The organism is Nocardia sp. NPDC023852 (genome assembly GCF_040639505.1).
Taxonomy (GTDB): Bacteria; Actinomycetota; Actinomycetes; order Mycobacteriales; family Mycobacteriaceae; genus Nocardia.
In genome coordinates this window covers 552,594-577,469 of record NZ_JBFAAB010000001.1, presented here as the reverse complement: position 1 = coordinate 577,469, position 24,876 = coordinate 552,594, and the positions used below count along the sequence as shown (strand labels likewise).

Sequence of the window (24,876 nt, the reverse complement as noted above, 5' to 3'; positions counted from 1 at the left end):
GCGCAATGGCCCCTCATCGCTCCTCCAGGTCTTCGTTGTCCGCGGCGGGTTCGACGACCGCCAGCACGGCGCCGACGTCGACCTGCTGGCCGACGGTGACATTGACAGCGCTGAGCACACCGGCGACGGGCGCGGCGACGGTGTGCTCCATCTTCATCGCCTCCAGCCACAGAATGGGCTGGCCCGATTCGACGTGGCTGCCCACCTCTGCGCCGATCCGGATCACGCTGCCGGGCATGGGCGCGAGCAGCGAGCCGGTGGCCACCTGATCGGCCGGATCGCTGAAGCGCGGCAGCCTGCGCACGGCGACGGGGCCGAACGGCGAATCGACGTAGACCTGCTCGCCGTAGCGCGCCACATCGAACTGCCTACGCACGGGGCCGCTTGGACCGGGCACGGAGAGGACCACGCGATCAGGGGCGGACTCGACGAGCTCGAGCCCGTCGTGGCCGTCCACCGCGACGCCGGTCCTACCGAACCGGTAGCCGATCTCGTGCGTCCCACTGGAGCGGCTCTCGTAGGACTTGCGTTGCGACAGCGAGGGCAGATTCCGCCAGCCGCTGGGCAATCCACCACCCACTCCGGCGCTGCCCCGGTTCGCGGCCGCGTCGGCGAGGGCGGCGGCGACGATCGACAGCGCCTCGTCGGATTCGGATACCAACGGCGCGGCCAGGGTGTCCAAGCCATGTGTGGCGAAGAACGCGGTGTCGGTGGCACCGGCCGCGAACGCCGGATGGCGTAGTACTCGCACCAGCAGGTCCCGGTTGGTGACCAGGCCGTGGATCTTCGCGCGGTGCAGCGCGGCGGCCAGCAATCGTGCCGCCTCGCCGCGGGTTTCAGCGTAGGAGATGACCTTTGCCAGCATCGGGTCGTAGTGCACGCCGACGACCGAACCGGCCACAACGCCCGTGTCCAAGCGCACGCCCGGCCGGTCGAGTAGATCGAATTCCGCTGCCACCATGGGGATATCGATCCGGTGCACCGTTCCGCTCTGCGGCTGCCATTCATGCGCCGGATCCTCGGCGTAGAGCCGCGCCTCGATCGAGTGCCCGTGCATCGCGGGTGGCTCGGCGGGCAGCATGCCGCCCACCGCGACATCCAGTTGCAGCCGAACCAGATCCAGTCCGGTGGTGCACTCCGTGACCGGATGCTCGACCTGCAAACGCGTGTTCATCTCCAGGAAGAAGAAGGCACCCTGTTCGTCGGCGAGGAACTCCACGGTGCCCGCCCCGGTGTAGCCGATCGCGCCCGCCGCGAGCCGCGCCGCCTCGAACAGCCGAGCGCGCATGCCCTCGGTGCGCTCGACCAACGGCGAGGGAGCCTCCTCGATCACCTTCTGATGGCGGCGCTGGATAGAGCACTCGCGTTCGCCGACCGCCCAGATCGTGCCGTGGATATCAGCCATCACCTGGACCTCGATGTGCCTGCCGGTCTCGAGGTAGCGCTCGCAGAACACCGTCGGATCGCCGAACGCGGATTCCGCCTCCCGCCGGGCGGCATCGATCTGAGGCGTCAAGTCGGCGAGGTCGCGCACCACCCGCATGCCACGCCCGCCGCCGCCCGCGGAGGCCTTGATCAGGACCGGCAGATGCGCTGCGGTGACCTCGGCCGGATCCAGTTCGGCGAGCACCGGGACGCCGGCGACATCCATCAGCTTCTTCGAGGCGACCTTCGAGCCCATCTGCTCGATCGCCTCGACCGGAGGGCCGATCCAGACCATCCCGGCATCCAGCACCGCCCTGGCGAATTGAGCGTTCTCGGAAAGAAATCCGTATCCGGGGTGGATAGCGTCGGCGCCGGTCGCCAGCGCGGCTTCGATGATCAGCTCACTGCGCAGATAGGTTTCGGCCGGCGCGTTGCCGGGCAGCCGGACGGCGCTGTCGGCTTCGGCCACATGCGGCGCGGCGGCGTCCGCGTCGGAGTACACCGCGACGGTGTCGAGGCCCATCCGGCGGCAGGTGGCGAACACTCGGCGGGCGATCTCGCCACGGTTGGCGACAAGGACGTTCGTGATCGCCGGGGCCAGAGCGAGGGAGGAGTTGGACACGGCGCGCCTCACATTCGGAAGACGCCGAAGCCGTCGGCGCCCTTGATCGGGGCATTGTGAATGGCCGATAAGGACATTCCCAACACGGTGCGGGTATCGCGCGGATCGATGACGCCGTCGTCGTACAGCCGCCCGGACATGAACATAGCCAGCGACTCGGCTTCGATCTGCGCCTCGACCATGGCTCGCATTCCGGCGTCGGCGTCCTCGTCGAACGGCAGGCCCTTCGCCTCGGCGGCGGCACGGCCCACGATCGAGATGACACCCGCCAGCTGTGCGCCGCCCATGACGGCGGATTTCGCGCTGGGCCAAGCGAACACGAAACGCGGGTCGAAGGCGCGGCCGCACATGCCGTAGTGGCCGGCGCCGTAGGACGCGCCCATCAGCACCGAGATGTGCGGCACCTTCGAGTTGGAGACCGCGTTGATCATCATCGCGCCGTGCTTGATGATGCCCTTCTGCTCGTATTCCTTACCGACCATGTAGCCGGTCGTGTTGTGCAGGAACAGCAGTGGCGTGTCGGTCTTGTTGGCCAGCTGGATGAACTGGGTGGCCTTCTGCGACTCCTCGGAGAACAGGACGCCGCGCGCGTTCGCCAGGATGCCGATCGGATATCCGTGCAGCTCCGCCCATCCGGTCACCAGACTGCTGCCATAGAGCGGTTTGAACTCGTCGAAATCCGAGCCGTCGACGATGCGGGCGATCACCTCGCGCGGGTCGAACGGGATCTTCAGATCCGGGGGAACTATGCCGAGCAGATCCTCGGAGTCGTAGAGCGGCTCGATCACCTCGGTGCGCGGAGCGGGCCCCTGCTTACGCCAATTCAGCCGCTTGACGATGGAGCGGCCGATACGGATCGCGTCCAGCTCGTCGAGCGCGTAGTAGTCGGCAAGGCCGGAGATCCGCGCGTGCATGTCGGCGCCGCCGAGGGATTCGTCATCGGACTCCTCACCGGTGGCCATCTTCACCAGTGGCGGGCCGCCGAGGAACACCTTGGAGCGCTTCTTGATCATCACCACGTGGTCGGACAGGCCCGGGATGTAGGCGCCGCCCGCGGTGGAGTTGCCGAACACCAGCGCGATTGTCGGAATACCCGCCGCCGACGCCCGGGTGAGATCACGGAACATCTGGCCGCCGGGGACGAAGACCTCTTTCTGCGTGGGCAGGTCCGCGCCACCGGATTCCACGAGCGAGATCACCGGAAGCCGGTTCTCTCGCACGATATCGTTGATGCGCAACGTCTTTCGCAGTGTCCACGGGTTCGAGGTTCCGCCGCGCACGGTGGGGTCGGGCGCGACGATCATGCACTCGACACCTTCTACGACGCCGATGCCCGCGACGGTGCTCGCGCCGACGTGGAATTCGCTGCCCCAGCCCGCCAGCGGGCACAGCTCCAGGAACGGGGAATCCTCGTCGACCAGTAGCTCGATGCGCTCGCGTGCGGTCAGTTTGCCGCGCTTGCGATGCCGGGCCAGCTTGTCCGGGCCGCCGCCCGCGATGGCCTTGGCGAACTCGGCCTCGACCTCGGTGAGCTTGGCGCTCATGGCGTCCGCCGCCGCGATGTACTCCAGTGCGGCGGTGTCCAGGGTGCTGCGCAGTACGGTCATGCTGTGTCCTTTTCTGGCATGACCGGGGCCCTGCGTGGTGACGCGGGCTGCCGCCTCCGGGCCTGACCGGTCATGCTGTGTCCTTTTCTGGCATGACCGGGGCCCTGCGTGGTGACGCGGGCTGCCGCCTCCGGGCCTGACCGGTCATGCCTGGTACCCCAATCGCTTCGCCGCAAGTCCGGTGAGGATTTCCGTGGTGCCACCGCCGATGCCGAGGATGCGCATGTCCCGGTACTGCCGCTCGATCTCGGATTCGCGCATGTAGCCGAGGCCGCCGAACAGCTGCACGGCCTGGTTGGCCACCCACTCGCCCGCCTCGACGGCGGTGTTCTTGGCGAAGCACACCTCGGCGATCAGGTCGGTTTCACCTTCGGCACTGCGCTGCACCACATCGCGGGTGTAGACACGGGCGACATCGATGCGCCTTGCCATCTCGGTGACCGTGTTCTGCACCGCCTGCCTGCTGATCAGCGGGCGGCCGAAGGTTTCCCGGTTGCGTACCCATTCCAAAGTCAGGTCCAGGCAGCGCTGCGCGCTCGAATACGCCTGTACCGCAAGGGCGACGCGCTCGCTGACGAACGCGCCCGCGATCTGGTGAAAACCGGAGTTCTCCTGGCCGACCAGGTTCTCCGCCGGCACACGGACGTCCACGTAAGAAAGTTCGGCGGTGTCGGAGGCGAGCCAGCCCATCTTGTCCAACTTGCGGCTGACCGTGAAGCCTGGGGTGCCCTTGTCGACGACGAGCAACGAGATGCCCGCGGAGCCCGGTCCTCCGGTGCGCACTGCTGTGACCACGAAGTCGGCACGCACGCCGGAGGTGATGTAGGTCTTGGCGCCGTTGACGATGTAATGGTCGCCGTCGCGGCGGGCCGTGGTGGTGAGGTGCCCGACGTCGGAGCCGCCGCCCGGCTCGGTGATCGCCAGCGAGCCGATCTTCTCGCCCGCGAGCGTCGGCCGCACCCAGCGCTCGAGCTGCTCGGCATTGCCGGAGGCGATGAGGTGCGGCACCGAGATGCCGCAGGTGAACAGCGAAGCGAACAGTCCACCGGACGCGCCGGACTGGTGCATCTCCTCGCAGACGATCATGGCGTCGACGCCGTCGCCGCCGGAACCGCCCGCGGACTCCGGGAACTGCATACCGAGCAGGCCGAGGGCACCCGCCTTCTTGTGCAGCTCGCGGGGGATCTCACCCTCGCGCTCCCAGCCGTCCAGGTATGGCAGGATCTCGCGTTCAACGAAACCTCGTACAGTGGAACGCAACTCGCGCCGTTCCGGCGTTTCCCACAGTGTGGTCATGCGGTGTCCTTTCTCGCATGACCGGGGGCCCTGCGTGGTGACGCGAGCTGCCGCCTCCGGGCCCTGACCGGTCATGCGGTGTCCTTTCTCGCATGACCGGGGGCCCTGCGTGGTGACGCGAGCTGCCGCCTCCGGGCCCTGACCGGTCATGACAAAAGCTCCACTGGAATGTCGAGGTGACGGGACCGGAGCCATTCGCCGAGTCCCTTGGCCTGGGGATCGAAGCGGGCCTGGTAGGCCACGCCTTGACCGAGTAGACCTTCGATGATGAAGTTCAGCGCCCGCAGGTTGGGCAGGACGTGCCGGGTGACGGTGAGCGAAGCCACCTCCGGGAGCAACTCTTTGACGGCCTCCACCGTGAGCGTGTGCGCCAGCCAACGCCACTGCTCGTCGGTGCGCACCCACACTCCGATGTTGGCGTTGCCACCCTTGTCTCCGCTGCGGGCGAGCGCGATCGCGCCCAACGGCGCACGGCGGGTTTCGGTGGTAGGCAGAGATTCCGGAGCGGGCGGCTCGGCCACCTCGGCCAGGACCACCGTGTCGGTCGGCGGCGCGACGGCCACGCGGCTGCCGTCCGGCAGCACCGCCGTGTGCGGCACCTCGGAGGCATCGACAAACCCTGGCGTGTACACGCCGTACGGAGATCCGTTACCGGGCAATGTGGTGAAACTGCACCCTGGGTAACTGGCCAGCGCCAACTCCACCGCGACATTGGAGAACGCCCGACCGACCTTGTCCGGGTCAGGGTCGCGAACCACGCAGCGCAGCAGCGCGCTGGCCTGTTCCTCGGTGTCGGCGTCCGGTCGATCCAGCCGGGCCAGGGTCCAGGTCAGCTCCGTGGGCTTCGTCGGCAGCCAGGATTCCAGCTGTCGTCGCGCCAGTGCCGCTTTCGCCTCGATGTCCAAGCCGGTGAGGATGAACTCCATCTCGTTGCGGAACCCGCCGAGCGTGTTCAGCGAGACCTTGAGCCGCGGTGGCGGGGCCTCACCGGTGACGCCGCTGATCAGCACCCGGTCCGGGCCCGCCTGGTCGAGCCGTATGGTATCCAGCCGGGAGGTCACGTCGGGTCCCGCGTAGCGGGCGCCCTGGATCTCATACATCAGCTGGGCCTCGACGGTGTCGACGGTGACCGCGCCGCCGGTGCCTTCATGCTTGGTGATGACACTGCTGCCGTCCCTGCGGATTTCGGCGAGCGGGAAACCCGGCCTCCCGAGGTCGGCGAGTTCGGTGAAGAAGGCGTAGTTGCCTCCGGTGGCCTGGGTGCCGCACTCGATAACGTGCCCCGCCACCACCGCGCCGGCCAGCTGGTCGTAATCGGTTCGGCCCCAGCCGAAATGCGCGGCGGCCGGGCCGAGGACCACCGACGCGTCGGTGACCCGTCCGGTGACCACGATGTCCGCGCCCGCGTTCAGGCATTCGACGATGCCCCACGCGCCGAGGTAGGCGTTGGCGGTCAGCGGCGCGCCGAGCCCCAGTTCACCGGCTCGCGCGCCCAGATCGTCGCCCTCGACGTGTGCGATCTTCACGTCCAACCCGAGGTCGACGGCGATCTTGCGCAGTTTCTCCGCCAGCCCGGCGGGATTGAGGCCGCCCGCGTTCGCGACGATCCGCACGTTGCGTTCCAAGGCGAGCCCGAGGCATTCCTCGACCTGCTTGACGAAGGTCTTGGCGTAGCCGAGGCTCGGATCTTTCATTCGGTCCCGGCCGAGGATCAGCATGGTCAGCTCGGCGAGATAGTCACCGGTGAGCACGTCGAGCTGCCCACCATCGAGCATCTCGCGCATGGCAGCGAGCCGATCACCGTAAAAGCCGGAACAGTTGCCGATCCGAAGTACCTCCGGGTCGGCGGCCAGCATACTCATCAGCGGGGATTACCTCCCTCCTGTGCGGCGACCGGACGTTCGTCCGATCGGTCCTTGCGGCGTTCCGTCCGGGCGCGGCAAAGTGACGCACCTGCCGAGTTCGCGTTCCGGGACCAGCATCACACCGAACCCAGAAAAAAGCAAGCGTGCGTGCTTGTTAGCTGCAACGCGTATTCGGCCGATCGCGCGACACGGTGTCGGTTCCCAGCCGAGCTGGCGCGTTTTCACGCAGGTGGCGCGGGTCTGGCGCGGAGTCTCACGTAATGAGTGCACCGGATCTACCCCCGGTCGCCATGATCCGAAACCGGCTACCAATGCGAAATAAACGCCTGCATCGGCAGACGAAACTCTGTTGTGTCGGGTGTAGATATTCCGCGCGGGCTGGTATACAGTCGCTGTCGTTCGAATTGATGAGTCCAGTGGCCGGGCAGGTGAACTGCCCGGAACATGAGGTTCCACCGTCCCCTTCCGGCGGAGAAGAGAATCCGGTGCAGTCGGCCGGACTGCCGGAAGGGGACGAAGAAGCAAGGCCGAGAAGTAACGCGGATAGGACCGACAATCCAGGAGGTGGTGCTCACTGAGTAGTCATTTATCAGTTCCGCGTCCCGGGAAGAGTCGGGTGCGGTGTAGCACATCGGTCCACGCGGCCGGTGAGCAGAGTTGATATCAATCCCCCCTTCGTAGATCCCAGGCCCCGGCGCGCACGCGCCGGGGCCTGTCGGCGTTGAACCCAAGAGGTGCTGTGCAGCAACCGAACCAGAACCCCACCGACGGTCCCAGCGCCGCCGACAAACTCGATGACGACGACTACCCCGCCTACAGCATGGGGCGCGCCGCGGAAATACTCGGCGTTACCCAAGCGTTCCTGCGCGGCCTCGACGCAGCCCAACTCTTGACCCCGCAGCGTTCCGCGGGCGGGCACCGCCGCTACTCCCGCTACCAACTGCGCATCGCCGGGCGCGTGCGTGAGCTCGTCGATGCCGGTAACACCCTAGAGGCGGCTTGCCGCATCGTCATCCTCGAAGACCAGCTCGCCGAGGCGCAGCGCCTCAACACCGACCTGCGCCGCACCCTCGACCAGCGCACCCCCGACTGATCGCGAATCGGCGTCGGACCTACAACTGGCTGGGTTTCGCGCTTCGGAATGTTCCTGGACGACCCGTTCGACGTGCCCCCTGAGCTGGTCGACTATCTCGCCCAAGCAGTTGGGTATCTTTCGGCCCGTCGCCGGTCCCCCACGCTCGAGCTGTAGGTGATTTCATGTCGTGACCGATGAGGGCGGCTACGGCCGGTTTGGGGTGTTGTCCCGCGTTGAGCTGGAGCGGTTCTTCTACCGCTTAGCGCCGGATTGCGCGGACCAGTTGTCGACCCACGAACCTACGGCGAGACACCCGGCCCGAACCAGAGCTCGTTGACGTGTGAAAACGATTGTCGGACATAAATAATGCCTTCCGATGTGCGGCGGAGCCATCCCCCCGTGCTCAAACCCCGCGATCGTCCAGCCTCAATCCCCCGTGGTTGACAACCAGTTACGATGACGCCGAACTTGCCTGTTACCAACACCTTCCGTGTAACGGTGGAGTCAGTTTCACAATCAACTTAGATGACCGGTGGAACCAGTCAGGAGTGCGTACGTGCCAAATGAAATCGATTCCGCTGGCTCCCCGCAGCCACCCCAGACCGATGGCGATGCGCTCTTGGAGCGGGTCCTGCCATGGCTCAGGAGCTGGCTGTTGGACACCGGCCTTGCCCTCTCCCCTGCCGAGGCTGACAACCACCGGTGGGGAGGAGCCACGATCGGGTTCGCCGCAAAGTTCTTGGCTCCGGCGGACCCTGCCCGTGAACAGAGCATTTTCGCCGCGGCCGCCCTGGCCGCTCTGTGGGACGACCTCTTCGAGGATCCGCAGCTGCGGGACCCGGAAGCCGTCACCGCGCTGCGGCGTGGCCTGGTGGCAACACTGCGCCAGGACCCGGAGGCGCCGTGGAGGCCCGGCGCGATCCCGACGGCATGGGCGAGTTTGTGGCCGCGTCTGCGCGAGGGCCGGACCACCCGCTGGCAGGAGCGGTTTCTCAACAACCTCGAGGAGTGGTGCGAAGCCTGCGAACGCGAAGCGCACCATCGCATCAACGGCTACATCCCGCCCACGGCCGACTACCTGCCGCTGCGGATGTCGACCGGTGGGTTTGAGACCTTCATCGCCGGCATGGAGGTGCACCAAAACCGGGAACTGCCGTCGAAGCTGCGGGATCACCGCGTGATCCGCCGTCTCGAGGAACTGGTCTTCTGGGTGGTCTTCGTGGAGAACGACATGGTGGGGCTGGATCAGGACGAGGCCGATCAAGTCCCCTACAACCTGGTCAGGATGATCCGTCACGAGACCGGGTGCACCCGCGACGAAGCCGTCGAGCAGGTGCAGCGCCAGGTGGCCGAGTATCGCGCCAAACTCGACGCGGTGATCCGCTACCTCCCCATATTCTTCCGCGTGGCTCCCTGCCTGTCGGGCCGGTGGAAGAAGTTCGAGTCGACCTACCAGACCATGACGAAAGGGGGGCGGGCGGCGACTGAGAGCAGGCGGAACACGCCAACCTCCGCTTCCGCGGCACCGGACTTGGAACGCTTGCGCCGTGAGGTCTACCTCCCGGCCGCCGAACCGATTCCTACCGCGCCGTAAGCCCCCGCAGCCGGTAAGTCGGGTGTTTGCGAACATGCCCTCCACATCACGGCGCAGCAGCGTGCCCAGGGCCACACTCAGCGCCCAATCGATTCTCCACCCACTACCCAACCCGAGTCTGGGCGAGGCCGACGGGAGCTGGACAACCTACTCCACCCGGGACATCGGCCACGAATCAACGAAATGAGCCAGGGGAACACAAACCACTCGAATACGAGTTCTTACCAGTCACCGCCGACGAGCCGCTGCGCATCTGCGGGATGTTTACGAACCCCGTCACATCAGATGAGAACCACATCCGCGACCTGAACGAGGACAACCCCAGTAATCCGCGCACGCCAGGAATCCGCCAGATCGCCTGAAAAGGAGTTGACCGAGCGCGACCGCGCAAGTGGCGAACCGCAGGTCGGCGGCACCCTGGCCCGCCAGATTCAATGAGAAGCGACACGCGGGTCCGCAATACCCGCAGGGCGGCGGCGGGGGCCGAATGGAGCAAGATAAGCACCGTGCCCACCGACGTCGCCGTGATCATTCTCTTCGCCCTGGCCGGCTTCCTCCTCGGCGGCACCTACACCACATGGAAGACCGCTCGGCCGCTGTCCATCGCGCTCGCGGTCTGCGCCGTCCTCGCGGCAGCAGGCGCCCTCGCCTGGTGGCTCGGCTAGCGTCGCGGCCGAGCCAGTCGCCGCCGATTCGCGTGGCGAGCCGGAAGCGATGAATCACGATGTATGCCACAGCACGAATCCCCAGGAAAGCACGATCGGCCCGGCGCGACGTATCGCACCGGACCGATGGCCGCACCGCCCACCGGGCAGTGGAAGGCGGTGGGCAGGACGCGCGGACCTCCCGACAAGGTCGGCGCCCCACAACCCGAGTGGCGAGGGAAACCGACTCGGGTGGCTGTGCGCTAGGCGTCGCGCTGATTCACCATGACCAGGGCCGCGCCGAACACGATCGCGACGAACGCGGTGAAGTAGAGCAGGCTGCCCCCCGGCCCCCAGTGCCAGTTGGCGGTGGTAGGGGAAGCACTGTAGAAGTGGCTCGCGTTCGCGAACGGCAGAAACGGGGTGACGTTGCGGCCGAAATTGCCGAATGCCCCGAGCAGGCCCTCGATGAGCAGCGGCCACAGCACGATCAGCGAGATCGCGGCAGCGGACTGTCGCACCAGCACGCCGATGCCGACCGCGAGGACGACGCACAGGAACGTGTAGATGGGGATGCCGTAGACCTCGCGCCAGTCGTCCCCGGTCGACAGTGTCAAAGTCGCGCCCGCATCCGCCCCACCGAGCGCCTTGGCGACCAGGTAGGAGAGGAATACCAGCACAATCGTCAGCAGCGCGCCGTACACGCCGACCAGCCCGGCCTTGGTGAGAATGACTTTGGCCCGATGTGGAGTGGCCTGGAACGTCGTCCGGATGATGCCGAAGCGGTATTCGCTCGTCACGGTGAGCGTCGCCATGATCATCAGGACCATCACGCCGAATCCGCTGATCCCGGCCACCGCGGTGGAGACCGTCAGGTTGATCGAACCCTCTTTGCCGTAGGACGCCCGCGCCACCCAGGCGAGGAGGGCGGCCATGCCGAGCGCGAGTACGACAACTATCGCCGAGCACCACCAAGGCGACCTGGTCGAGGTGAGTTTGATTCGTTCTGCTGCCAGCACGCCCATCAGAGCGCACCTCCCATCGCTGTGTAGGACGCGGCGTCCCCGGTGCCCTGCGGGGATACGCGGGCTGCCGCCTCCGGGCCCATCACCTGATCGAATCCTTCACCGTGGTACTGCACGGCACCGCCGGTCATCCGCATGAACGCTTCCTCCAGCGAAGCGCGCTGGGGAGCCAGCTCGAACAGCGTGATGTCGTTCGCGCCCGCCAGCTTGCCGACCGCGTCGCTGGACACGTTCGCGACGACGAGCGCGGGGCCGTCGGCGCCCGCACCGTCCTCGCGGACGGTCATGCCGTTCGAGGTGAGCACGCTGCGCAGCTGGTCCAGCTGTGGGCTGCGGACCCGCACCGACTGCTCCGAGGCGCGCTCGATGAACTCCTGCGTGGTCGAGTCCGAGATGAGCTTGCCGCGACCGATCACCACCAGGTGCTCGGCGGTCTGCGCCATCTCCGAAAGCAGGTGGCTGGAGACCAGTACCGTGCGGCCCTCGGCGGCCAATCGCTGCATGAACCGGCGGATCCACAGGATGCCCTCCGGGTCCAGCCCGTTGACCGGCTCGTCGAACAGCAACACCTGCGGGTCACCGAGCAGTGCGCCGGCCAGGCCGAGCCGCTGCGACATGCCGAGGGAGAAACCGCCCGCGGTCTTGCCCGCGACCTCCGACAGGCCGACCAGTCGAAGCACCTCTTCCACCCGGGACTTGGCGATGTCGTTGGATGCGGCCATCCACTCCAGGTGGGCGCGCGCCGACCGGTTCGGATGCACCCACTTGGCATCCAGCAGCGCACCGACGATCCGCAGTGGATGGTCCAGCTCATGGTAGGGCTTGCCCTGGATCAGCGCGGTGCCCGCGGTGGGCTTGTCCAATCCGAGGATCATCCGCATGGTGGTCGACTTACCGGCACCGTTCGGTCCCAGGAACCCCGTCACCTGCCCTGGTCGGACGGTGAACGTCAGATCCTGTACCGCGACGGTCTGCCCGTAATGCTTGGTCAGGCCTTTCAGCTCGATCATGTGACCAGCATTCCGCAAAACGCGGCTGTGCGCGTCCCTACAAAGTGGCGAGTTCGGTCATCCTCGAGGATGAGGGCATCATCAGGGCGCCTCGACGAGCGGTTCCCAACGCCGGAGACGACACCGAGGCCTGGAAGTCGAAAGGGTTTCTCCGAGCCCAGAAGGGTTCAACCCTCCTCGACATTGATCGGTCACTGAGCATTCAGAGCACATAATTATGTCTCGAGTAGTCGTCGGAGGGCGTCGAGATTGGCTGCTACCGCCGACTTGACTTGTGCTGTGACGATCGGGCTCGCGAGTCGCAGGGGGCCGCGGAGTTCGAGGTCGATCGCGTTTCGCAGCAAGGTTCCGCCTGGGGCGGATTCCAGGTCGTAGGACACCACAGCCGGGAATCGGCCCAACTGGCCACGGATCTGCAGCCGTTGCGTGGGTTGGAATTCGGTGACCTCGAACACTTCCACGGCTGGTTCGGGAATCGACCGGGTCTGCCGATAGGTCGACCCCACCCCCACCGGGCCTGCCGAGATTTTACGGGTCTCGGTGATGGCGTAGTTCCAGCGCGGAACGTTCTCGAACTGCGCGAGGTATGCGAAGACGTCGACGATCGGGCGGTTGATGGTCAGCGTGTTCTCGAAGGTTGTCATGCCGTCCTGAAGCGTGCGGAGGCCGCGCGTATTCCAGTGAAAACCCTGCGCGCCTATGTGATTCACGCAACATATTACACGACATGTATGTCGTGTAATGTTTTTGCCATGGCGAACGCATCGAAGAACCCCACCCTTGTTTTCATCCCCTGCATGTCCGGTGCCCCATGGGACATCAGCAGGTTCGACTCGCTGAGCGAGCGGCCCGCGCGTCTGCTGAAGCTGCCCGAGGCCGTCGACAATATGGAGGTCTATGCCGACTTCGTCGCGGACGCTGTCGCCGATCTCGACAACTATGTTCTGATCGGAGACTCCTTCGGCGCTCAGATCGCGCTGGCGTTGGCGGTTCGGCGGCCGAAGGGTTTGCGTGGGCTGGTGATGTCAGGCGGATTCGCGGCCAACCCGGTCACCTCCCCGTTCTGGAACACCGCAATGCGGACCATGGGCAAGATGCGCGGTGGCGCCTATCAGCACATCGTCCTGCGCGCCCACGCCCACCGCCTCGCCTCCCCCTTCGACGGCGAGGGCCAGGTTCCCTGGAACGAGGCCGAAAGCCGCCGCGTGTTCCGGGAGAACACCCCTGCGGAGTCCTATGGAGCCCGCATCACCGCGGCCCTGTCCGCTTACTACGTCGACAAACTCGACCAGGTCTCGGTCCCGACCCTCATCCTGACCCCCGAACACGACGTCATCGTCGGCGAAGCCCCCGCCACAGTGATGCGTGACGGTATTCCTGATGCGACCGAGGTCGTGCTGGCGCGGACCGGTCACATGTTCCGCTTCTCCCATCCCGGCACCTACTCCGCCACTGTGGCGAAATTCCTGACCGACCGTATCGATCACCGAGAGACCGTTGCCGCGGGCTGAAGAATCTTGATACCTGAGCGGGCCCGGCCAAACGTAACCCTCGCCGTCACCACCGCTCAGGGCGAGATGCCACGCCGCCGCGACCGCCCAGTCCAGCGCTCTCCCGACGGCTATTGTGCCGCAAGCGAGATCACGGCACTGAGCGCGGCGGCGGCGTCGAGCAGGGCACGGGAGCGAGCCGCGATGCCCACGTCCCGGGCGGCCAGCGCGGCTACGACGTCTTCCGACCGTCCGCGCGGCAAGTTCGGCATCAGAACGCGGAGGGTTTCGATACGGTATCCGGCGCTGCGCAATTGGTGAACGATCCGAGCATCCCGAACTTGTGCCGGCGAATATCGTCGCGTTCCTTGGGTGGAGACGCGGTCAGGAACAGCGAGCCCCTCGGCGTCCCAGTGCCGCAAGGTCGACGGGCGCACTCCGAGTGCGGCAGCGAGTTCGGACACGCTCATCGAGTCCGATGCGCGGACATCCGCGATCGGCTCGGCGGAGATCGCCTCGGCCGCCGCCTTGGCGAGCTCGAGATCCCTACGCTCTCGATCGAGTCGGGCGTGTGCCGCATCGAGCAAGGCAAGCACCTGCGAGGCCGGCCCCCGGTGTACGGCACGAACGATCCGCTTGGCCTCGACCGGACCGACACCGGCCGCCAGCGCTCGGTAAGCCAGCGCGGAACGCAGGTGAATTTCGCCGTACCTGCGGTAGCCCGCGGCTGTCCGCATCGCGGTCGGCAGCACCCCGTCGCGCTCGAGATTGCGTACCTGTTGCACGGAGTAACCGGCACGTCGCGCGACATCGACTGTGCGTATGGACGAGTTGAGGGTCGACACCCCACCTCCCCTGTCAATCGTCTCGAAGTCTCCACAAGCACCTTAATGAAACGCTGGAAGGCATGACCATCGATGAGATCATCCGCTTCGTATCGAACCTCGAGGGAGTCCTGACCCTCAGGCCGGGACCCGGCGACGGTTCGCCCGAGATCAGCTGGGGCGATACGTTCTTCTACTACTCACCGAGTGGTGTCGTGCCGAAAGCGACCCAACCCTTCGCGACGATCGTTACGAAGAACTACCCGGGCGACGAGAAATCACGCCTGGACCACCCGGATGCGTTCCGCGTCAACATCGCCGCTGGGAAGGAATCCTTCATCCGGTGGACCGGCCACGCGCCGCGCGAAGCAGCCATGGACATCGACCCCAGCATTACCGACACCGTGATCGCACACCCCGTCTACGGCTCCGCAGGCTGGCTCGCGATAGTAAATCCCGGCCAGCGGTCCGATAAGACAACCCGCGAGCTGCTCCACAAGGCCTATGACCTCGCACGCTCACGCTATGAGCGACGCGCGGGGGCGACGAGCAGCTGATGCGTTAGTACGATCCCAGCCCAGTTGTCTCGCTCCAGTGTGCGAGATCGATGGCCTTGGTGAGCAGAGTGGTGCGTTGGGATGAGACGTCCCATGGGGTTCCGGCTGGTTCGAGAGTCAGCAGAACGATGATTTTCTCGTCGTGTTCGCCGACGGTGCCGGTGGTGTGCATGGCTCGCTTGCCGAGGTTGATCGCGGGTGCGCTGGGCGGGGCGCCCTCGGTGAAGGTCCAGTTCTCATCGATGCCGTCTCGCCCCATAACGATGGGGCTCTCGGCGGCGGCGTCGAGAGACCCTGGTGGAATCGGCGGTTTCGGGTTCTCGGGTGCGCATTCGTTGTCGGGCTCGGGTGCGTCACCAAAGCCGGACCAGCCCTGTTTGACACTGGCGGGCCTGGCGAGGGCGCGGGCTATGCCGAAGGATTGGTCGAATCCATCCTGACCGCATTTCGTCGATTCGTGCAGATTGCTCATGATGAAGTCACGGACGGCCGGGCTCGCAGTGTCGAGGATATAGCGATAGGTCGTCACTACGTCGGCGGCACTGATCGCGGTGTAGCCCCACATCCCGCGGTCCGCGGGTGGCATGGTGTCGGTCAGGCCGAGCTTGGCGACCATCCGTTCGATGATCTGGTCCCACCCGTTCTCGATCCACAGGTAGCTGGCGGCGTCGTCGTCGCTGGAGCGCAGCATCGCCTGCAATCGGGCCGAATCTTCGAACGAAATGGCCTGTGGATCATGGGATTCCAGATAGTCGAGCGCGATGAGCAATTTGACCACCGACGCGGCCCGGTACTGCTTGTGTGCGTCGAATTGCACACTCGAGGCGCCGGTCGTGCGATCGAAGATCACGAAACTCGCCTCCACCCCGGTCGGCAGCGCATCGGTGATCGGATCGGCGAGAGCAGGAGCCGCGCCCACAGCCGTCAGGGCCGTGGCAGCGGCAAACGTCATGGCGAGCCGGGGCGCTGTACGTCGGAGTTGTGCCGTCTCGGCGCGGAAAACCATAAGCCCCTCTGGGTCTCGAAGATGAAATTCGTGTGCCTGTGAAGATGCTGCACCATAACGCAGTGCGATTACAGCACACCAGACTCGTTGCGCCGCAATTCATCTCCGAGCTTTCGGCAAACTCGCAGATAGCGAGCGACATGAGCGAACAGACCTGACCGAACCGCAAGCGGCCGGGGACGGAAATGAAGCCGGCGACAGCATCGAACCGCCCCGGCGAGTCCATCGAAGGCCTGAACTCGCTGGGGCGGTTCGAACGGCCCTGTTCGCAGCGCTATTGCCGTTCGGTCAGCCTCGCGATAACCGGGTACTTGGTGTTGAGGGTCAACGCGGAAGTGGGGGTGAGGTCCGGGTTCTCGATGGTCAATTCGAACCGCCGCATAATGGTCGAGAGCGCGAGCTGCATCTCCATCATCGCGAACGCGTTGCCGATACAGAGGTGTCCGCCCGCACCGAAGGGCAAGTACACGTTCCGGTCACGGGCAGCGACCGCGTCGGCGGTAAAGCGGTCCGGGTCGAAGGTGTCCGGCTGGTCCCAACACTCGGGGTTCCGGTGTGCGTGGTAGTAACTGAACATCACTGTAGTGCCTGCCGGAATGCGGAAGCCGCCGATCTCGTCGTCCTCGTCGGCGCGGCGTTGTCCCATCCACGCCGGCGGTTTGAGCCGCAACACCTCCTCCATCACCTGCTTGCTGTAAGAAAGCGCGGGCAGGTCGGACATGGTGGCGTGCCCGCCGGCCAACGCGGTGTCGACGTCATCGCGCAACCGCTGACGCACCTCAGGATGCACTTGCAGCAGCAGAATGGCGGACGTCAGAGCCGAGGAGCTGGTCTCGTGACCGGCGAAGAGCATGGTGACGACCTCGTCGCGCAGCTCCCGGTCGGTGAAATTCTCGTTGGTATCGGCATCCGTGGAGTTCATGAGCATGGCCAGCAAGCCATTGCTGTCGGTGTCGCGCAGCTTGTTGATCACCGTGTAGACGATGGCGTCCATCTCGTCGATGGCCCGCCAGAATCGGCGGTGGCTCGGCGTCGGAAACTTCAAGGGGACCAACGGCATACGGACGAACTTCCCCAATTCGGCATTCAGCCGCTGCGTCGCGGCGGAGAAGCCGGTGACCTCCGGGCCTTGCGGATCCAATCCGAACAGCGCCCGCACTACGATCCGCAACGTGAGGTGGCTCATCTGCTCGCCGATATTGACCGTCCGTCCGGCACGGGCATGTTCAGCCCATTCGTCGCACATGGCGTCGATCTCGGCCACCATGGTCTCGCTGAGCGCACTGATCTTCTTGTGGTGAAAGGCGGGCTGGACGAGGCGCCGGTTGCGTCGCCAGCGGTTGTGGTCGGCAATGGACGCCAGCCCGCGTCCGATGAACGGTTCGATGATGTCGTACATCTGGGTCTCACGGGTGAAGTTCGCCATGCGTTCCTGCAAGATGTACTTGATGTGGTGCGGATGGGTGATCCCGACCATACTCCCGTTGATCAGCTGGAACTGAAAAACGTTGCCGTGCTGAGTCATAGAGTCGGAGAGGAACGTAATCGGGTCGGTGACGAAGCGTTTGGTATTACGGAGGCGGCCTGTGACCACCGGGGGCAGCCCGGTGACAGCGGCGGAAGTGGAGGACACAACAGCAAGTAAAACCGACAGCGTCGATACTCGCCACGGTTTGCCGAATGTGACCGAAGGCTGGCTCCCGCAACGGCTTACCCACCTTCGCAGGCACGTAAACCATCCCGGGCTACGTTGATCCGGCCCACTCTCCGTGATGGACGCGGTCGACTACGCATGGCGCGCCAGAGGATCGATCGCATTGCGGTGCTCTGCTCTCTCGAACCGATGGCGGTCGTCGAAGAGATGCCCAACCACCCTCGCCCGCCCGGCTACGGTTTACGCGCGATGGCCTCTATCTCCACCTTGAACCCCAGAAGGTTGGAGACGATGGTGGTGCGAGCGGGATACGGCTCGGTGAAGTACTGCCGATAGATCTCGTTGAACGCGGTGAAGTCCGCCGGGTCGACGATGTAGGCCGTTACCTTCAGAACATCGGAGAATCCGCAGCCGGCCGCCTCCAGGCAGCTACGCAGGTTGCGCAGCGTCTGGTGGGTTTGCTCGGCGAAGTCCACGGAAACAAGCTTGCCGTCACTGTCGAACGGTGCCTGGCCGGCAGTGAAAACCAAGTCTCCGCTCACGATCACGCTCGAGTAGGGCGGTTTCGGTACGGCGAGACCAGCCGGTCGCAGGGCTTCGCGGTTCGGCATGAACTGGATTCCTTTCGTAGAGGGATTCTCGGTCTACGGTATGGGACCGGTCGGCACCGATGCCGCCGAATCCGGCGGCACGGCACGGTCGCACGGATCGAGTCGCGATCCGACCGGCTTGCCACCACCGGTGAAGGTGGGCGTCTCTTGGCAGTGGGTGAGGCCGCACCTACGCTGGCTTCACGCTTGAACAACGTTGAAGGGGTCGATCTGTGCTCAGTTTGGATCTGCATCCGATCTTTCGCAGCAACCGCGACATCGATGTCGCCATGCGGCAGTTCCTCATCAGGGCCGCCAAGTCCGGGACGCCCGTCGCCGAGATCATCCCCGGGAAAGGCTCGGGCCAGCTCCAAAGCCGCGTTCTGGCTTTCCTCGACCAGAAGCACATCAAGAAGCTGTACGCCCGCCGGGAACCCGATCCGAACAACTCCGGCCGTGTCCTCGTGTACTTCACGTAGGCGCAGGTTGTGAGCTTTCTCGTCGGATCAGAGCGCCGGAGACGATGCCTGAGCCCAGAATCTTTTCGGAATGCGCCCGGCCAAGCGCGCCGAATACCCGGCACGCACCGCGTCCGCCATGGCGGCGGCCATCAGCTCGGGCCGACGTGCCCTGGTCACGGCGGTCGCCAGCAGCACGGCCGAGCAGCCGAGTTCCATAGCGAGGGCGGCGTCGCTCGCGGTGCCGATGCCCGCGTCCAGGATGACCGGGACCTTCGCTTCGGCGACGATCATCTCGATGTTGTGCGGGTTGCCGATGCCGAGGCCGGTGCCGATCGGCGAACCGAGCGGCATCACCGCTACACAGCCGGCGTCCTCCAGGCGGCGGGCCAGGATCGGGTCGTCGGTGGTGTAGGGCAGTACGACGAAACCGTCATCGACGAGTTTTTCTGCGGCGGTGAGCAATTCGATCGGGTCGGGCAGCAGGGTGCGCTCGTCGGCGACCACCTCCAACTTCACCCAGTTGGTGTCCAGCGCCTCGCGGGCCAGCTGTGCGGTGAGCACCGCCTCGGCCGCGGTGCGGCAGCCCGCCGTGTTCGGCAGCGGCGCGATATCCAGCCGCTTCAGCAGGTCGAGCACGCCGGTGCCGCCCCCGGCATCGATCCGCCGCATGGCGACGGTGGTCAGCTCGGTACCCGAGGCGATCAGTGCCTCCTCGAGCACGGCGAGACTCTCCGCGCCACCAGTTCCCATGATCAGGCGGGAGCCGAACTCGCGGTCGGCGATCCGCAGCGGGGCGTCGGCCACACCGGATTCCTCAGCCACCCTGGACCGCCGTCAGCACCTCGATCTGCCAGCCGCGGCCGACTGGTTCGTTCCACCGCGACTTCGGGAACACGGCGCCGTCCACCGCGAGCGCGACGCCCTGGGATGGCAGGTCCAGGCGCGCCAAAAGCTCGCGCACGGTGAGCGGTTCGGCGAACTCGTGGTCGTCGCCATTCACCGTGACACCGATGGGGACGGATGACAGCGTCATCGAATTCCTCCTACAGTCGTCGAAAAGCGCTGCGGGTCGGCGACTTCCGCTTCGGGCAGCGTTGCCCCGCCGAGCAGGCTCAGTACCGCGTCCACGGTGAGCGGCATGGTCAGCATGCCGTTGCGGCCGTGCCCGGTGGCCGCGACGATCCGGTCGGTGAGCCTGCCGATCAGCGGCAGGTTGTCCGGGCTGCCGGGCCGGGAGCCCGCGCTCACCTCGGCCAGCTCGTATTCGCCGATGCCGGGGAACACCGCCTCCGCGTCGGCGATCAGATCGCGCACGCCCGCGATGGTGACCGCGGTGTCGAAACCCGCTTCGTACTGCGTTGCGCCGACGACGATCCCGTCGGCGCGCGGAACCAGGTATACCGCCCTGCCGTGCACCCTGGCCCGGATCACGCGCCGCGGCGCGGGAGCGACGCCCGGGCGGTGGCGCAGGCGCAAGATCTCGCCCTTGACCGGACGCACCGGCAGCTCGGGCCACAACCTGGCCGAGGCGGCGCCCGCGGCGAGCACGATCTGGTCGTGCGGAAGATGCGTCAGCAGGTCTACGGACTCGGCACGAACCAGCACGCCCGCCGCGTCGGCTGCCCGACGCAGGGCCGTCATCAGCCCACGGTTGTCGACGGCGGGTTCGGTGGGCGCGAGCAGGGCGGCGCGCACCGTGCGCGCCAGGGACGGTTCCAGCGCCCGGACTCCAGCGCGATCCAGCATCCGCAGTTCGTGGCCGCGACCACCGACCCAGTCGGCCACAGTGTGCAGGTCGGCGGCATCGGCCGCGTCCAGCGCGACGGTCATGGTCTCGTCGGCGACGAAGACCGAGACCCCGGTCGCGGCGTCCAGCCGGGCGGCGAATTCGGGCCAGCGGGCCAGCGAGGCGGCACCGAACTCCAGCACCCGCTCTTCCCCCGGCCAGCCCTCGGACAGCGGGGCGAGCATCCCCCCGGCCACCCAGGAGGCGCCGGTACCGAGGGCGGGATCCAACAGGGTGACCGACCAACCCTCCTCCGCGGCCCGCCAGGCCACGGCGAGCCCGATGGCGCCGCCACCGACGACGGCCAGAGTCCGCATCCGATCCACCTGCCTCCTATTCGCTTCCCCACGGTAGCGCGGCTACGGTCGAACACGTGCAACCCTCCCACCCGAATCGAACCGCATCGCCCCGGGAGCGTCTGGCAAACGCGCGGCTGTATCTCTGCACCGACGCCCGAAGGGAGCGGGGCGACCTGGCCCAGTTCGCCGAGGCAGCGCTCGCAGGCGGCGTCGATATCATCCAGCTCAGGGATAAGGGATCGCCCGGAGAGGCGAAGTTCGGTCCGTTGGAGGCCAGGGCCGAGCTCGGTGCGCTCGCCGAATTGAAGGCGGCCGCGCGCAGGCACCGCGCCATGGTGGCGGTCAACGATCGCGCCGACCTCGCGCTGGCCGCGAGCGCCGACGTATTGCATCTCGGGCAGGGCGATCTCCCGCCCTGGTACGCGCGCCGGATTCTCGGACCGGACGTGGTGATCGGCCGGTCCACCCACAACCGCGCCCAGGCGGGCCTCGCCGCGATCGATGAGCACATCGATTACTTCTGCGCCGGGCCGGTGTGGGCTACGCCGACCAAGCCGGGCAGGCAGGCGGCCGGACTCGAGCTGGTGCGTTCGACCGGCGACGCCCATCCGACCCGGCCGTGGTTCGCGATCGGCGGAATCAACGCGGAGAACCTCCCCCAATTGCTGGAGGCTGGGGCGACACGGATCGTCGTGGTGCGAGCGATCACCGAGGCGCGTGATCCGGAGGCCGCGGCGCGCGAACTGAAGGCGGCACTGCTCGCGAACGCGTAAACACTGTGTAACGCGTAAACCCGTGTATCAGGAAAGCAGCTGGCTACGCGTGAGCGAGAGCACGGTGTCCAGCGCGGTGTTCCCGTCGGTTGTCGGCCCAGCGGCCGCCGGCTGATTCGCCGTAAGCACGATCCTGGCGTAGTCACCTGGACCGTCCGGATCCGAATGCAGCCAGACGAAGCCCTGCTCGGCTAGATCGAGTGTGCGCGGAAGGACGGCAGCCACCGCACCGTCGTCCTCGATCTCCGCGAGGCGCACCCAGGCAGGCGCGGCGCGAAGGGTCGGCCACGCGGCGGCGAAACCGGGATGCAGCGTACGGGCGTCCACCTCGCCTTCGGCGACCCAGGCCAGCTCGGTGCTCTCCCGATCGAGGCTGGTCGGCAAGGTCGTGACGGCGTCGGCGACCACCGTGGTGTAGGTCCAGCCACTCAGGGCAGACGCGGTCACACGCTCGCCGCGCACCCGGACGTCGGCGGGATCGATGCCCGCCTCCTCCCATGCTTCGCGGACCGCGGCATGCACGGTGGTCTCGTGGCTGTCGCGGGCTCCGCCGGGCAACGCCCAGGTGTCGCCCTGATGACTCCACGGCGCGCGGTGCTGCAGCAGCACCGCCGAACCGCCACCGGCGAGCGGAGCGCGCAACAGAAGACCGGCAGCGCCGAAGCGGCCCCAGAACCGCAATCCGTCCGGGCCATGTGACCAACCGTCACCGTCACCACGCATCTCGTACCTATCCTCATCCAGCTACGACAGTGCCTCGCCCCTCGCATTGCTCCCAATCGGGGGTGTTGCACACGCCGCGGCGCCAGTATGACCACAATAAACTCCGCACCAACACGCACGGAGCGATCGAATGTCCGATCGGCCCGTCGAGAAATCCGCGCACGCGGCCCAGACTGGGGAGGTGGACATGACTCGCACCGAGCAGACGACAGCCGAACTCCGGCCTTCGTCCGCTGCCGAACCCGGCGATCGGGACAATCCGAGCGGGCTGCGGGTCGCGTTCATGCGCGAGCACCTAGACCCCGCCAACCTGCGGTCCTTCGCCAAATCATCGCCGGGACGGCTGATCGCGGTCGGCCTTCTGCTGATCACCCTGTGCCTGGCCGCAGGGTCGGTGACCGCGGCGACGGTCAGCGACCGCCAGCAGGGCCTGCACGTGCTGCTCTACGTCACCGAACCGGACGCGTATTCCGCGCACCGGCTCTACACCTCGTTGTCCATCGCCGACGCCGCGGCCAGCACCGCGTTCATCGCGGGTGGACTGGAGCCGCAGGCGGTGCGCGATCGGTACAGCCAGGCCATGGGCGAGGCAGCGGCGGAGCTGGTGACCCAATCGGACCGCGCCGTCGGCCCGGACGCGGCGGCCGACCCGGATGCCCGGCTGCGTACCGGCATAATCACCGGCCTTCCGGTGTACTCGGGTCTGGTGGAGACGGCACGGACGAACAATCGCACTGGATATCCGGTCGGGGCCGCCTATTTGAGCGAGGCATCGAACCAGATGCAGACGACGCTGCTGCCGATGGCCGAGGAACTGCAGACCCACCGCTCGGCAGCCGTGACCGACGCGCAGCGCAGTCACGTGCGCCCGCCGTGGCCGGCCATCGTGCTACTGATCCTCACCCTCGGCGCGCTGGTCTGGGTGCAGCGGGATCTAGCGCGGCGCTGGCGGCGGGTGCTCAATCCAGGGCTCCTGCTCGCGTCCGTCGGGATGCTGATTCTGCTGGCGTGGACGGTGATCGCGGGTTCGGTGTCGGCGACGTCGATGATCCGTGCCCGTGACGACGGAGCGGTGCCCTCCTCGCGGCTGACCGAAAGCCGGATTCTGGCGCAGCAGGCGCGGGCGGCGGAAACGCTGAAGCTGGTGCGCAGGGACGCCACCGGCGACTACGACCGCACCTTCGACGCGGACATCGAGCGGCTGGCCGACCTGCTCGGCGGCTACCCCGGCTCCGCACCCGCGGCCGCCGAGGTACGCAACGCGGTTCCGGCGCTCGCCCGTTGGCGGGTGGCCCATCAGCATATGAACGAGGCGCTCGCCCGCGGCGACTTCAACAGCGCGGCCTCCGTCGCGACCGGCGCGGGCTCTGCGGACGCCACCGCGCAGGTCAGCGCTCTGGACCACTCGCTGGAGCAGGGCATCACCGAGACACGGGACACTCTGCGCGGGGACATTTCCCAGGCGGCCCGCGTGCTGGACTTCCTCGGGGCGGGTGCGATGGTGCTGGGCATTCTGGCGGCAGGCTATGTCGGACTCGGCATTTGGCCCCGGCTTCGGGAGTACCGATGAGATCCGCGCGCGGCATCCTTATAGTCCTCCTCGTCGTGACGGCGCTGGCGAGCGGCTGCGCGAGCGACTCCAGCGCGCCGCTGCCGACCAGGTCACCCGAGTACACCGCACCCCCGCTGCCCGCCAAAGCGATTCCGGTGCTGACGGATTCGCCGGTGCCGCCGTCACCGAAAACGCCACAGTGCGGGGACCCCACCGCGAGTCTGCGCCCTACCGAAGCAGGCGGCGCCGCGCGCGGACCGGTGATCGATGCGATCCGGGCGCGCGGCAGGCTGCTCGTCGGCCTGGACACCGGAAGCAATCTGTTCAGTTACCGTGATCCGGTCTCCGGCGCCGTTGTCGGTTTCGACGCCGACATCGCCAGGGAGGTCGCCCGCGACCTGCTCGGCAGCCCGGACATGATCGAATTCCGCAGTCTCGGCTCGGCCGAACGCGAGACCGCGCTGCAGAACCACACCGTCGACCTGGTCGCCAAGACCATGACGATCAACTGTGAGCGGCGGGAAAAGGTCGCCTTCTCCACCGTCTATCTCCAAGCCCACCAGCGTGTGCTCGCGGTGAAGAACTCCGGGATCAACGGTCTCGCCGACCTGGCGGGCCGACGAGTCTGCATCGTGCCCGGCACCACTTCGCTGGACCACGTCCGTCGCGAACAGCCCACTGCGACCATCCTCACCGTGCCCACCTGGGCGGACTGTCTCGTGGTTTTGCAGCAACGCCAGGTCGACGCGGTGAGCACCGACGACGCCATCCTCGCCGGGCTTGCCTCGCAGGACCCGTACACCGAGTTGGTCGGCAACAGCATCAGCGTCGAGCCGTACGGCATCGGCATCCCCAAGGGCTCCGATGATCTCGTCCGATTCGTCAACGGCACCCTGGACCGGATCCGCAATGACGGCACCTGGAGCCGCATCTACCACGAGTACCTCACCGTGCTCGGCCCCGTCCCAGCTCCTCCCCCACCCACCTATCAAGACTGA

24 protein-coding genes are annotated in these 24,876 nt (G+C 66.6%); 9 read left to right on the top strand and 15 right to left on the bottom strand.

Features of this window, described 5'->3' with window-relative positions; all coding sequences use genetic code 11:
• Window positions 1-13: 13 nt before the first annotated feature.
• The 4 genes from AB0H00_RS02535 to AB0H00_RS02520 all read right to left on the bottom strand — a co-directional run bounded on the left by AB0H00_RS02535 (window position 14) and on the right by AB0H00_RS02520 (window position 6,812).
• A complete protein-coding gene (locus AB0H00_RS02535) occupies window positions 14-2,047 on the bottom strand; it encodes a biotin carboxylase N-terminal domain-containing protein (RefSeq protein WP_357259566.1) in 2,034 nt (677 codons plus the stop codon).
• Window positions 2,048-2,055: 8 nt separating this feature from the next.
• On the bottom strand, window positions 2,056-3,654 hold the full coding sequence (locus AB0H00_RS02530) for a carboxyl transferase domain-containing protein (protein ID WP_357259563.1): 1,599 nt from the start codon (window positions 3,652-3,654) through the stop codon (window positions 2,056-2,058).
• Window positions 3,655-3,798: 144 nt separating this feature from the next.
• Window positions 3,799-4,950 carry an acyl-CoA dehydrogenase family protein gene (locus tag AB0H00_RS02525; RefSeq protein WP_357259561.1) on the bottom strand — a complete coding sequence of 384 codons (1,152 nt, stop codon included), beginning with the start codon at window positions 4,948-4,950 and terminating at the stop codon, window positions 3,799-3,801.
• A gap of 146 nt (window positions 4,951-5,096) precedes the next feature.
• Complete coding sequence (locus AB0H00_RS02520; RefSeq protein WP_357259558.1) at window positions 5,097-6,812, bottom strand: acyclic terpene utilization AtuA family protein; 1,716 nt, start codon at window positions 6,810-6,812, stop codon at window positions 5,097-5,099.
• Between the two features lie 742 nt (window positions 6,813-7,554).
• On the opposite strand from AB0H00_RS02520, the gene AB0H00_RS02515 reads away from it, so the two are divergent.
• From AB0H00_RS02515 to AB0H00_RS02505, 3 genes are all read left to right on the top strand, one after another.
• A complete protein-coding gene (locus AB0H00_RS02515) occupies window positions 7,555-7,908 on the top strand; it encodes a MerR family transcriptional regulator (RefSeq protein ID WP_357259555.1) in 354 nt (117 codons plus the stop codon).
• Window positions 7,909-8,446: 538 nt separating this feature from the next.
• Entirely contained in the window at window positions 8,447-9,484 is a 1,038-nt protein-coding gene (locus AB0H00_RS02510; protein ID WP_357259552.1) for a terpene synthase family protein, read from the top strand.
• A 434-nt stretch (window positions 9,485-9,918) separates the two neighbouring features.
• Window positions 9,919-10,149: a hypothetical protein gene (locus tag AB0H00_RS02505; RefSeq protein WP_357259549.1), complete on the top strand. Its 231-nt coding sequence runs from the start codon at window positions 9,919-9,921 to the stop codon at window positions 10,147-10,149.
• Window positions 10,150-10,391: 242 nt separating this feature from the next.
• On the opposite strand, the gene AB0H00_RS02500 is transcribed toward AB0H00_RS02505, so the two are convergent.
• From AB0H00_RS02500 to AB0H00_RS02490, 3 genes are all read right to left on the bottom strand, one after another.
• Entirely contained in the window at window positions 10,392-11,153 is a 762-nt protein-coding gene (locus tag AB0H00_RS02500) for an ABC transporter permease (RefSeq protein ID WP_357259546.1), read from the bottom strand.
• Window positions 11,153-12,163, bottom strand: coding sequence for an ATP-binding cassette domain-containing protein (locus tag AB0H00_RS02495; protein WP_357259543.1), 1,011 nt, complete (start codon window positions 12,161-12,163; stop codon window positions 11,153-11,155). Before AB0H00_RS02495 ends, AB0H00_RS02500 begins: the two co-directional genes overlap by 1 nt.
• A 215-nt stretch (window positions 12,164-12,378) precedes the next feature.
• Window positions 12,379-12,807, bottom strand: coding sequence for an SRPBCC family protein (locus tag AB0H00_RS02490; RefSeq protein WP_357259540.1), 429 nt, complete (start codon window positions 12,805-12,807; stop codon window positions 12,379-12,381).
• 108 nt (window positions 12,808-12,915) lie between these two features.
• Here AB0H00_RS02490 and AB0H00_RS02485 point away from each other — a divergent pair, with 108 nt between their 5' ends.
• Window positions 12,916-13,674 (top strand): alpha/beta hydrolase, encoded by a 759-nt coding sequence (locus tag AB0H00_RS02485; protein WP_357259537.1) that lies wholly within the window; start codon window positions 12,916-12,918, stop codon window positions 13,672-13,674.
• A 110-nt stretch (window positions 13,675-13,784) separates the two neighbouring features.
• Here AB0H00_RS02485 and AB0H00_RS02480 read toward each other — a convergent pair whose 3' ends face one another.
• Entirely contained in the window at window positions 13,785-14,498 is a 714-nt protein-coding gene (locus tag AB0H00_RS02480; protein WP_357259535.1) for a MerR family transcriptional regulator, read from the bottom strand.
• Between the two features lie 62 nt (window positions 14,499-14,560).
• Between AB0H00_RS02480 and AB0H00_RS02475 the strand changes: the two genes are divergently transcribed.
• Window positions 14,561-15,034, top strand: a complete 474-nt coding sequence (locus AB0H00_RS02475) for a DUF6194 family protein (protein ID WP_357259532.1) — start codon at window positions 14,561-14,563, stop codon at window positions 15,032-15,034.
• A 4-nt stretch (window positions 15,035-15,038) separates the two neighbouring features.
• Here AB0H00_RS02475 and AB0H00_RS02470 read toward each other — a convergent pair whose 3' ends face one another.
• From AB0H00_RS02470 to AB0H00_RS02460, 3 genes are all read right to left on the bottom strand, one after another.
• Entirely contained in the window at window positions 15,039-15,986 is a 948-nt protein-coding gene (locus AB0H00_RS02470; protein ID WP_357259529.1) for a hypothetical protein, read from the bottom strand.
• 328 nt (window positions 15,987-16,314) lie between these two features.
• The gene (locus AB0H00_RS02465) at window positions 16,315-17,673 is read right to left on the bottom strand and encodes a cytochrome P450 (protein WP_357259526.1); all 1,359 of its coding nucleotides are present in this window, start codon (window positions 17,671-17,673) and stop codon (window positions 16,315-16,317) included.
• A gap of 254 nt (window positions 17,674-17,927) precedes the next feature.
• Entirely contained in the window at window positions 17,928-18,305 is a 378-nt protein-coding gene (locus tag AB0H00_RS02460; protein ID WP_357259523.1) for a RidA family protein, read from the bottom strand.
• A gap of 212 nt (window positions 18,306-18,517) precedes the next feature.
• Here AB0H00_RS02460 and AB0H00_RS02455 point away from each other — a divergent pair, with 212 nt between their 5' ends.
• Window positions 18,518-18,763, top strand: coding sequence for a Smr/MutS family protein (locus AB0H00_RS02455; RefSeq protein ID WP_357259520.1), 246 nt, complete (start codon window positions 18,518-18,520; stop codon window positions 18,761-18,763).
• Window positions 18,764-18,790: 27 nt separating this feature from the next.
• Here AB0H00_RS02455 and AB0H00_RS02450 read toward each other — a convergent pair whose 3' ends face one another.
• From AB0H00_RS02450 to thiO, 3 genes are read right to left on the bottom strand one after another with little or no spacing between them, the layout of a single operon-like run.
• Window positions 18,791-19,549, bottom strand: a complete 759-nt coding sequence (locus AB0H00_RS02450; RefSeq protein ID WP_357260406.1) for a thiazole synthase — start codon at window positions 19,547-19,549, stop codon at window positions 18,791-18,793.
• Window positions 19,550-19,559: 10 nt separating this feature from the next.
• Window positions 19,560-19,778 carry a sulfur carrier protein ThiS gene (thiS, locus tag AB0H00_RS02445; protein ID WP_357179722.1) on the bottom strand — a complete coding sequence of 73 codons (219 nt, stop codon included), beginning with the start codon at window positions 19,776-19,778 and terminating at the stop codon, window positions 19,560-19,562.
• Window positions 19,775-20,848: a glycine oxidase ThiO gene (gene thiO / locus AB0H00_RS02440; protein ID WP_357259517.1), complete on the bottom strand. Its 1,074-nt coding sequence runs from the start codon at window positions 20,846-20,848 to the stop codon at window positions 19,775-19,777. The genes thiS and thiO overlap by 4 nt, the downstream gene beginning before the upstream one ends.
• A gap of 56 nt (window positions 20,849-20,904) precedes the next feature.
• Between thiO and thiE the strand changes: the two genes are divergently transcribed.
• Window positions 20,905-21,603: a thiamine phosphate synthase gene (gene thiE / locus AB0H00_RS02435; RefSeq protein ID WP_357259515.1), complete on the top strand. Its 699-nt coding sequence runs from the start codon at window positions 20,905-20,907 to the stop codon at window positions 21,601-21,603.
• Between the two features lie 27 nt (window positions 21,604-21,630).
• Here the strand turns inward: thiE and AB0H00_RS02430 are convergent, their stop codons facing one another.
• Window positions 21,631-22,326, bottom strand: a complete 696-nt coding sequence (locus AB0H00_RS02430) for an NUDIX hydrolase (RefSeq protein WP_357259512.1) — start codon at window positions 22,324-22,326, stop codon at window positions 21,631-21,633.
• A 130-nt stretch (window positions 22,327-22,456) separates the two neighbouring features.
• On the opposite strand from AB0H00_RS02430, the gene AB0H00_RS02425 reads away from it, so the two are divergent.
• Together AB0H00_RS02425 and AB0H00_RS02420 are read left to right on the top strand one after the other, a co-directional pair.
• On the top strand, window positions 22,457-23,896 hold the full coding sequence (locus AB0H00_RS02425; RefSeq protein WP_357259510.1) for a hypothetical protein: 1,440 nt from the start codon (window positions 22,457-22,459) through the stop codon (window positions 23,894-23,896).
• Window positions 23,893-24,876 carry a transporter substrate-binding domain-containing protein gene (locus tag AB0H00_RS02420; protein ID WP_357259508.1) on the top strand — a complete coding sequence of 328 codons (984 nt, stop codon included), beginning with the start codon at window positions 23,893-23,895 and terminating at the stop codon, window positions 24,874-24,876. The genes AB0H00_RS02425 and AB0H00_RS02420 overlap by 4 nt, the downstream gene beginning before the upstream one ends.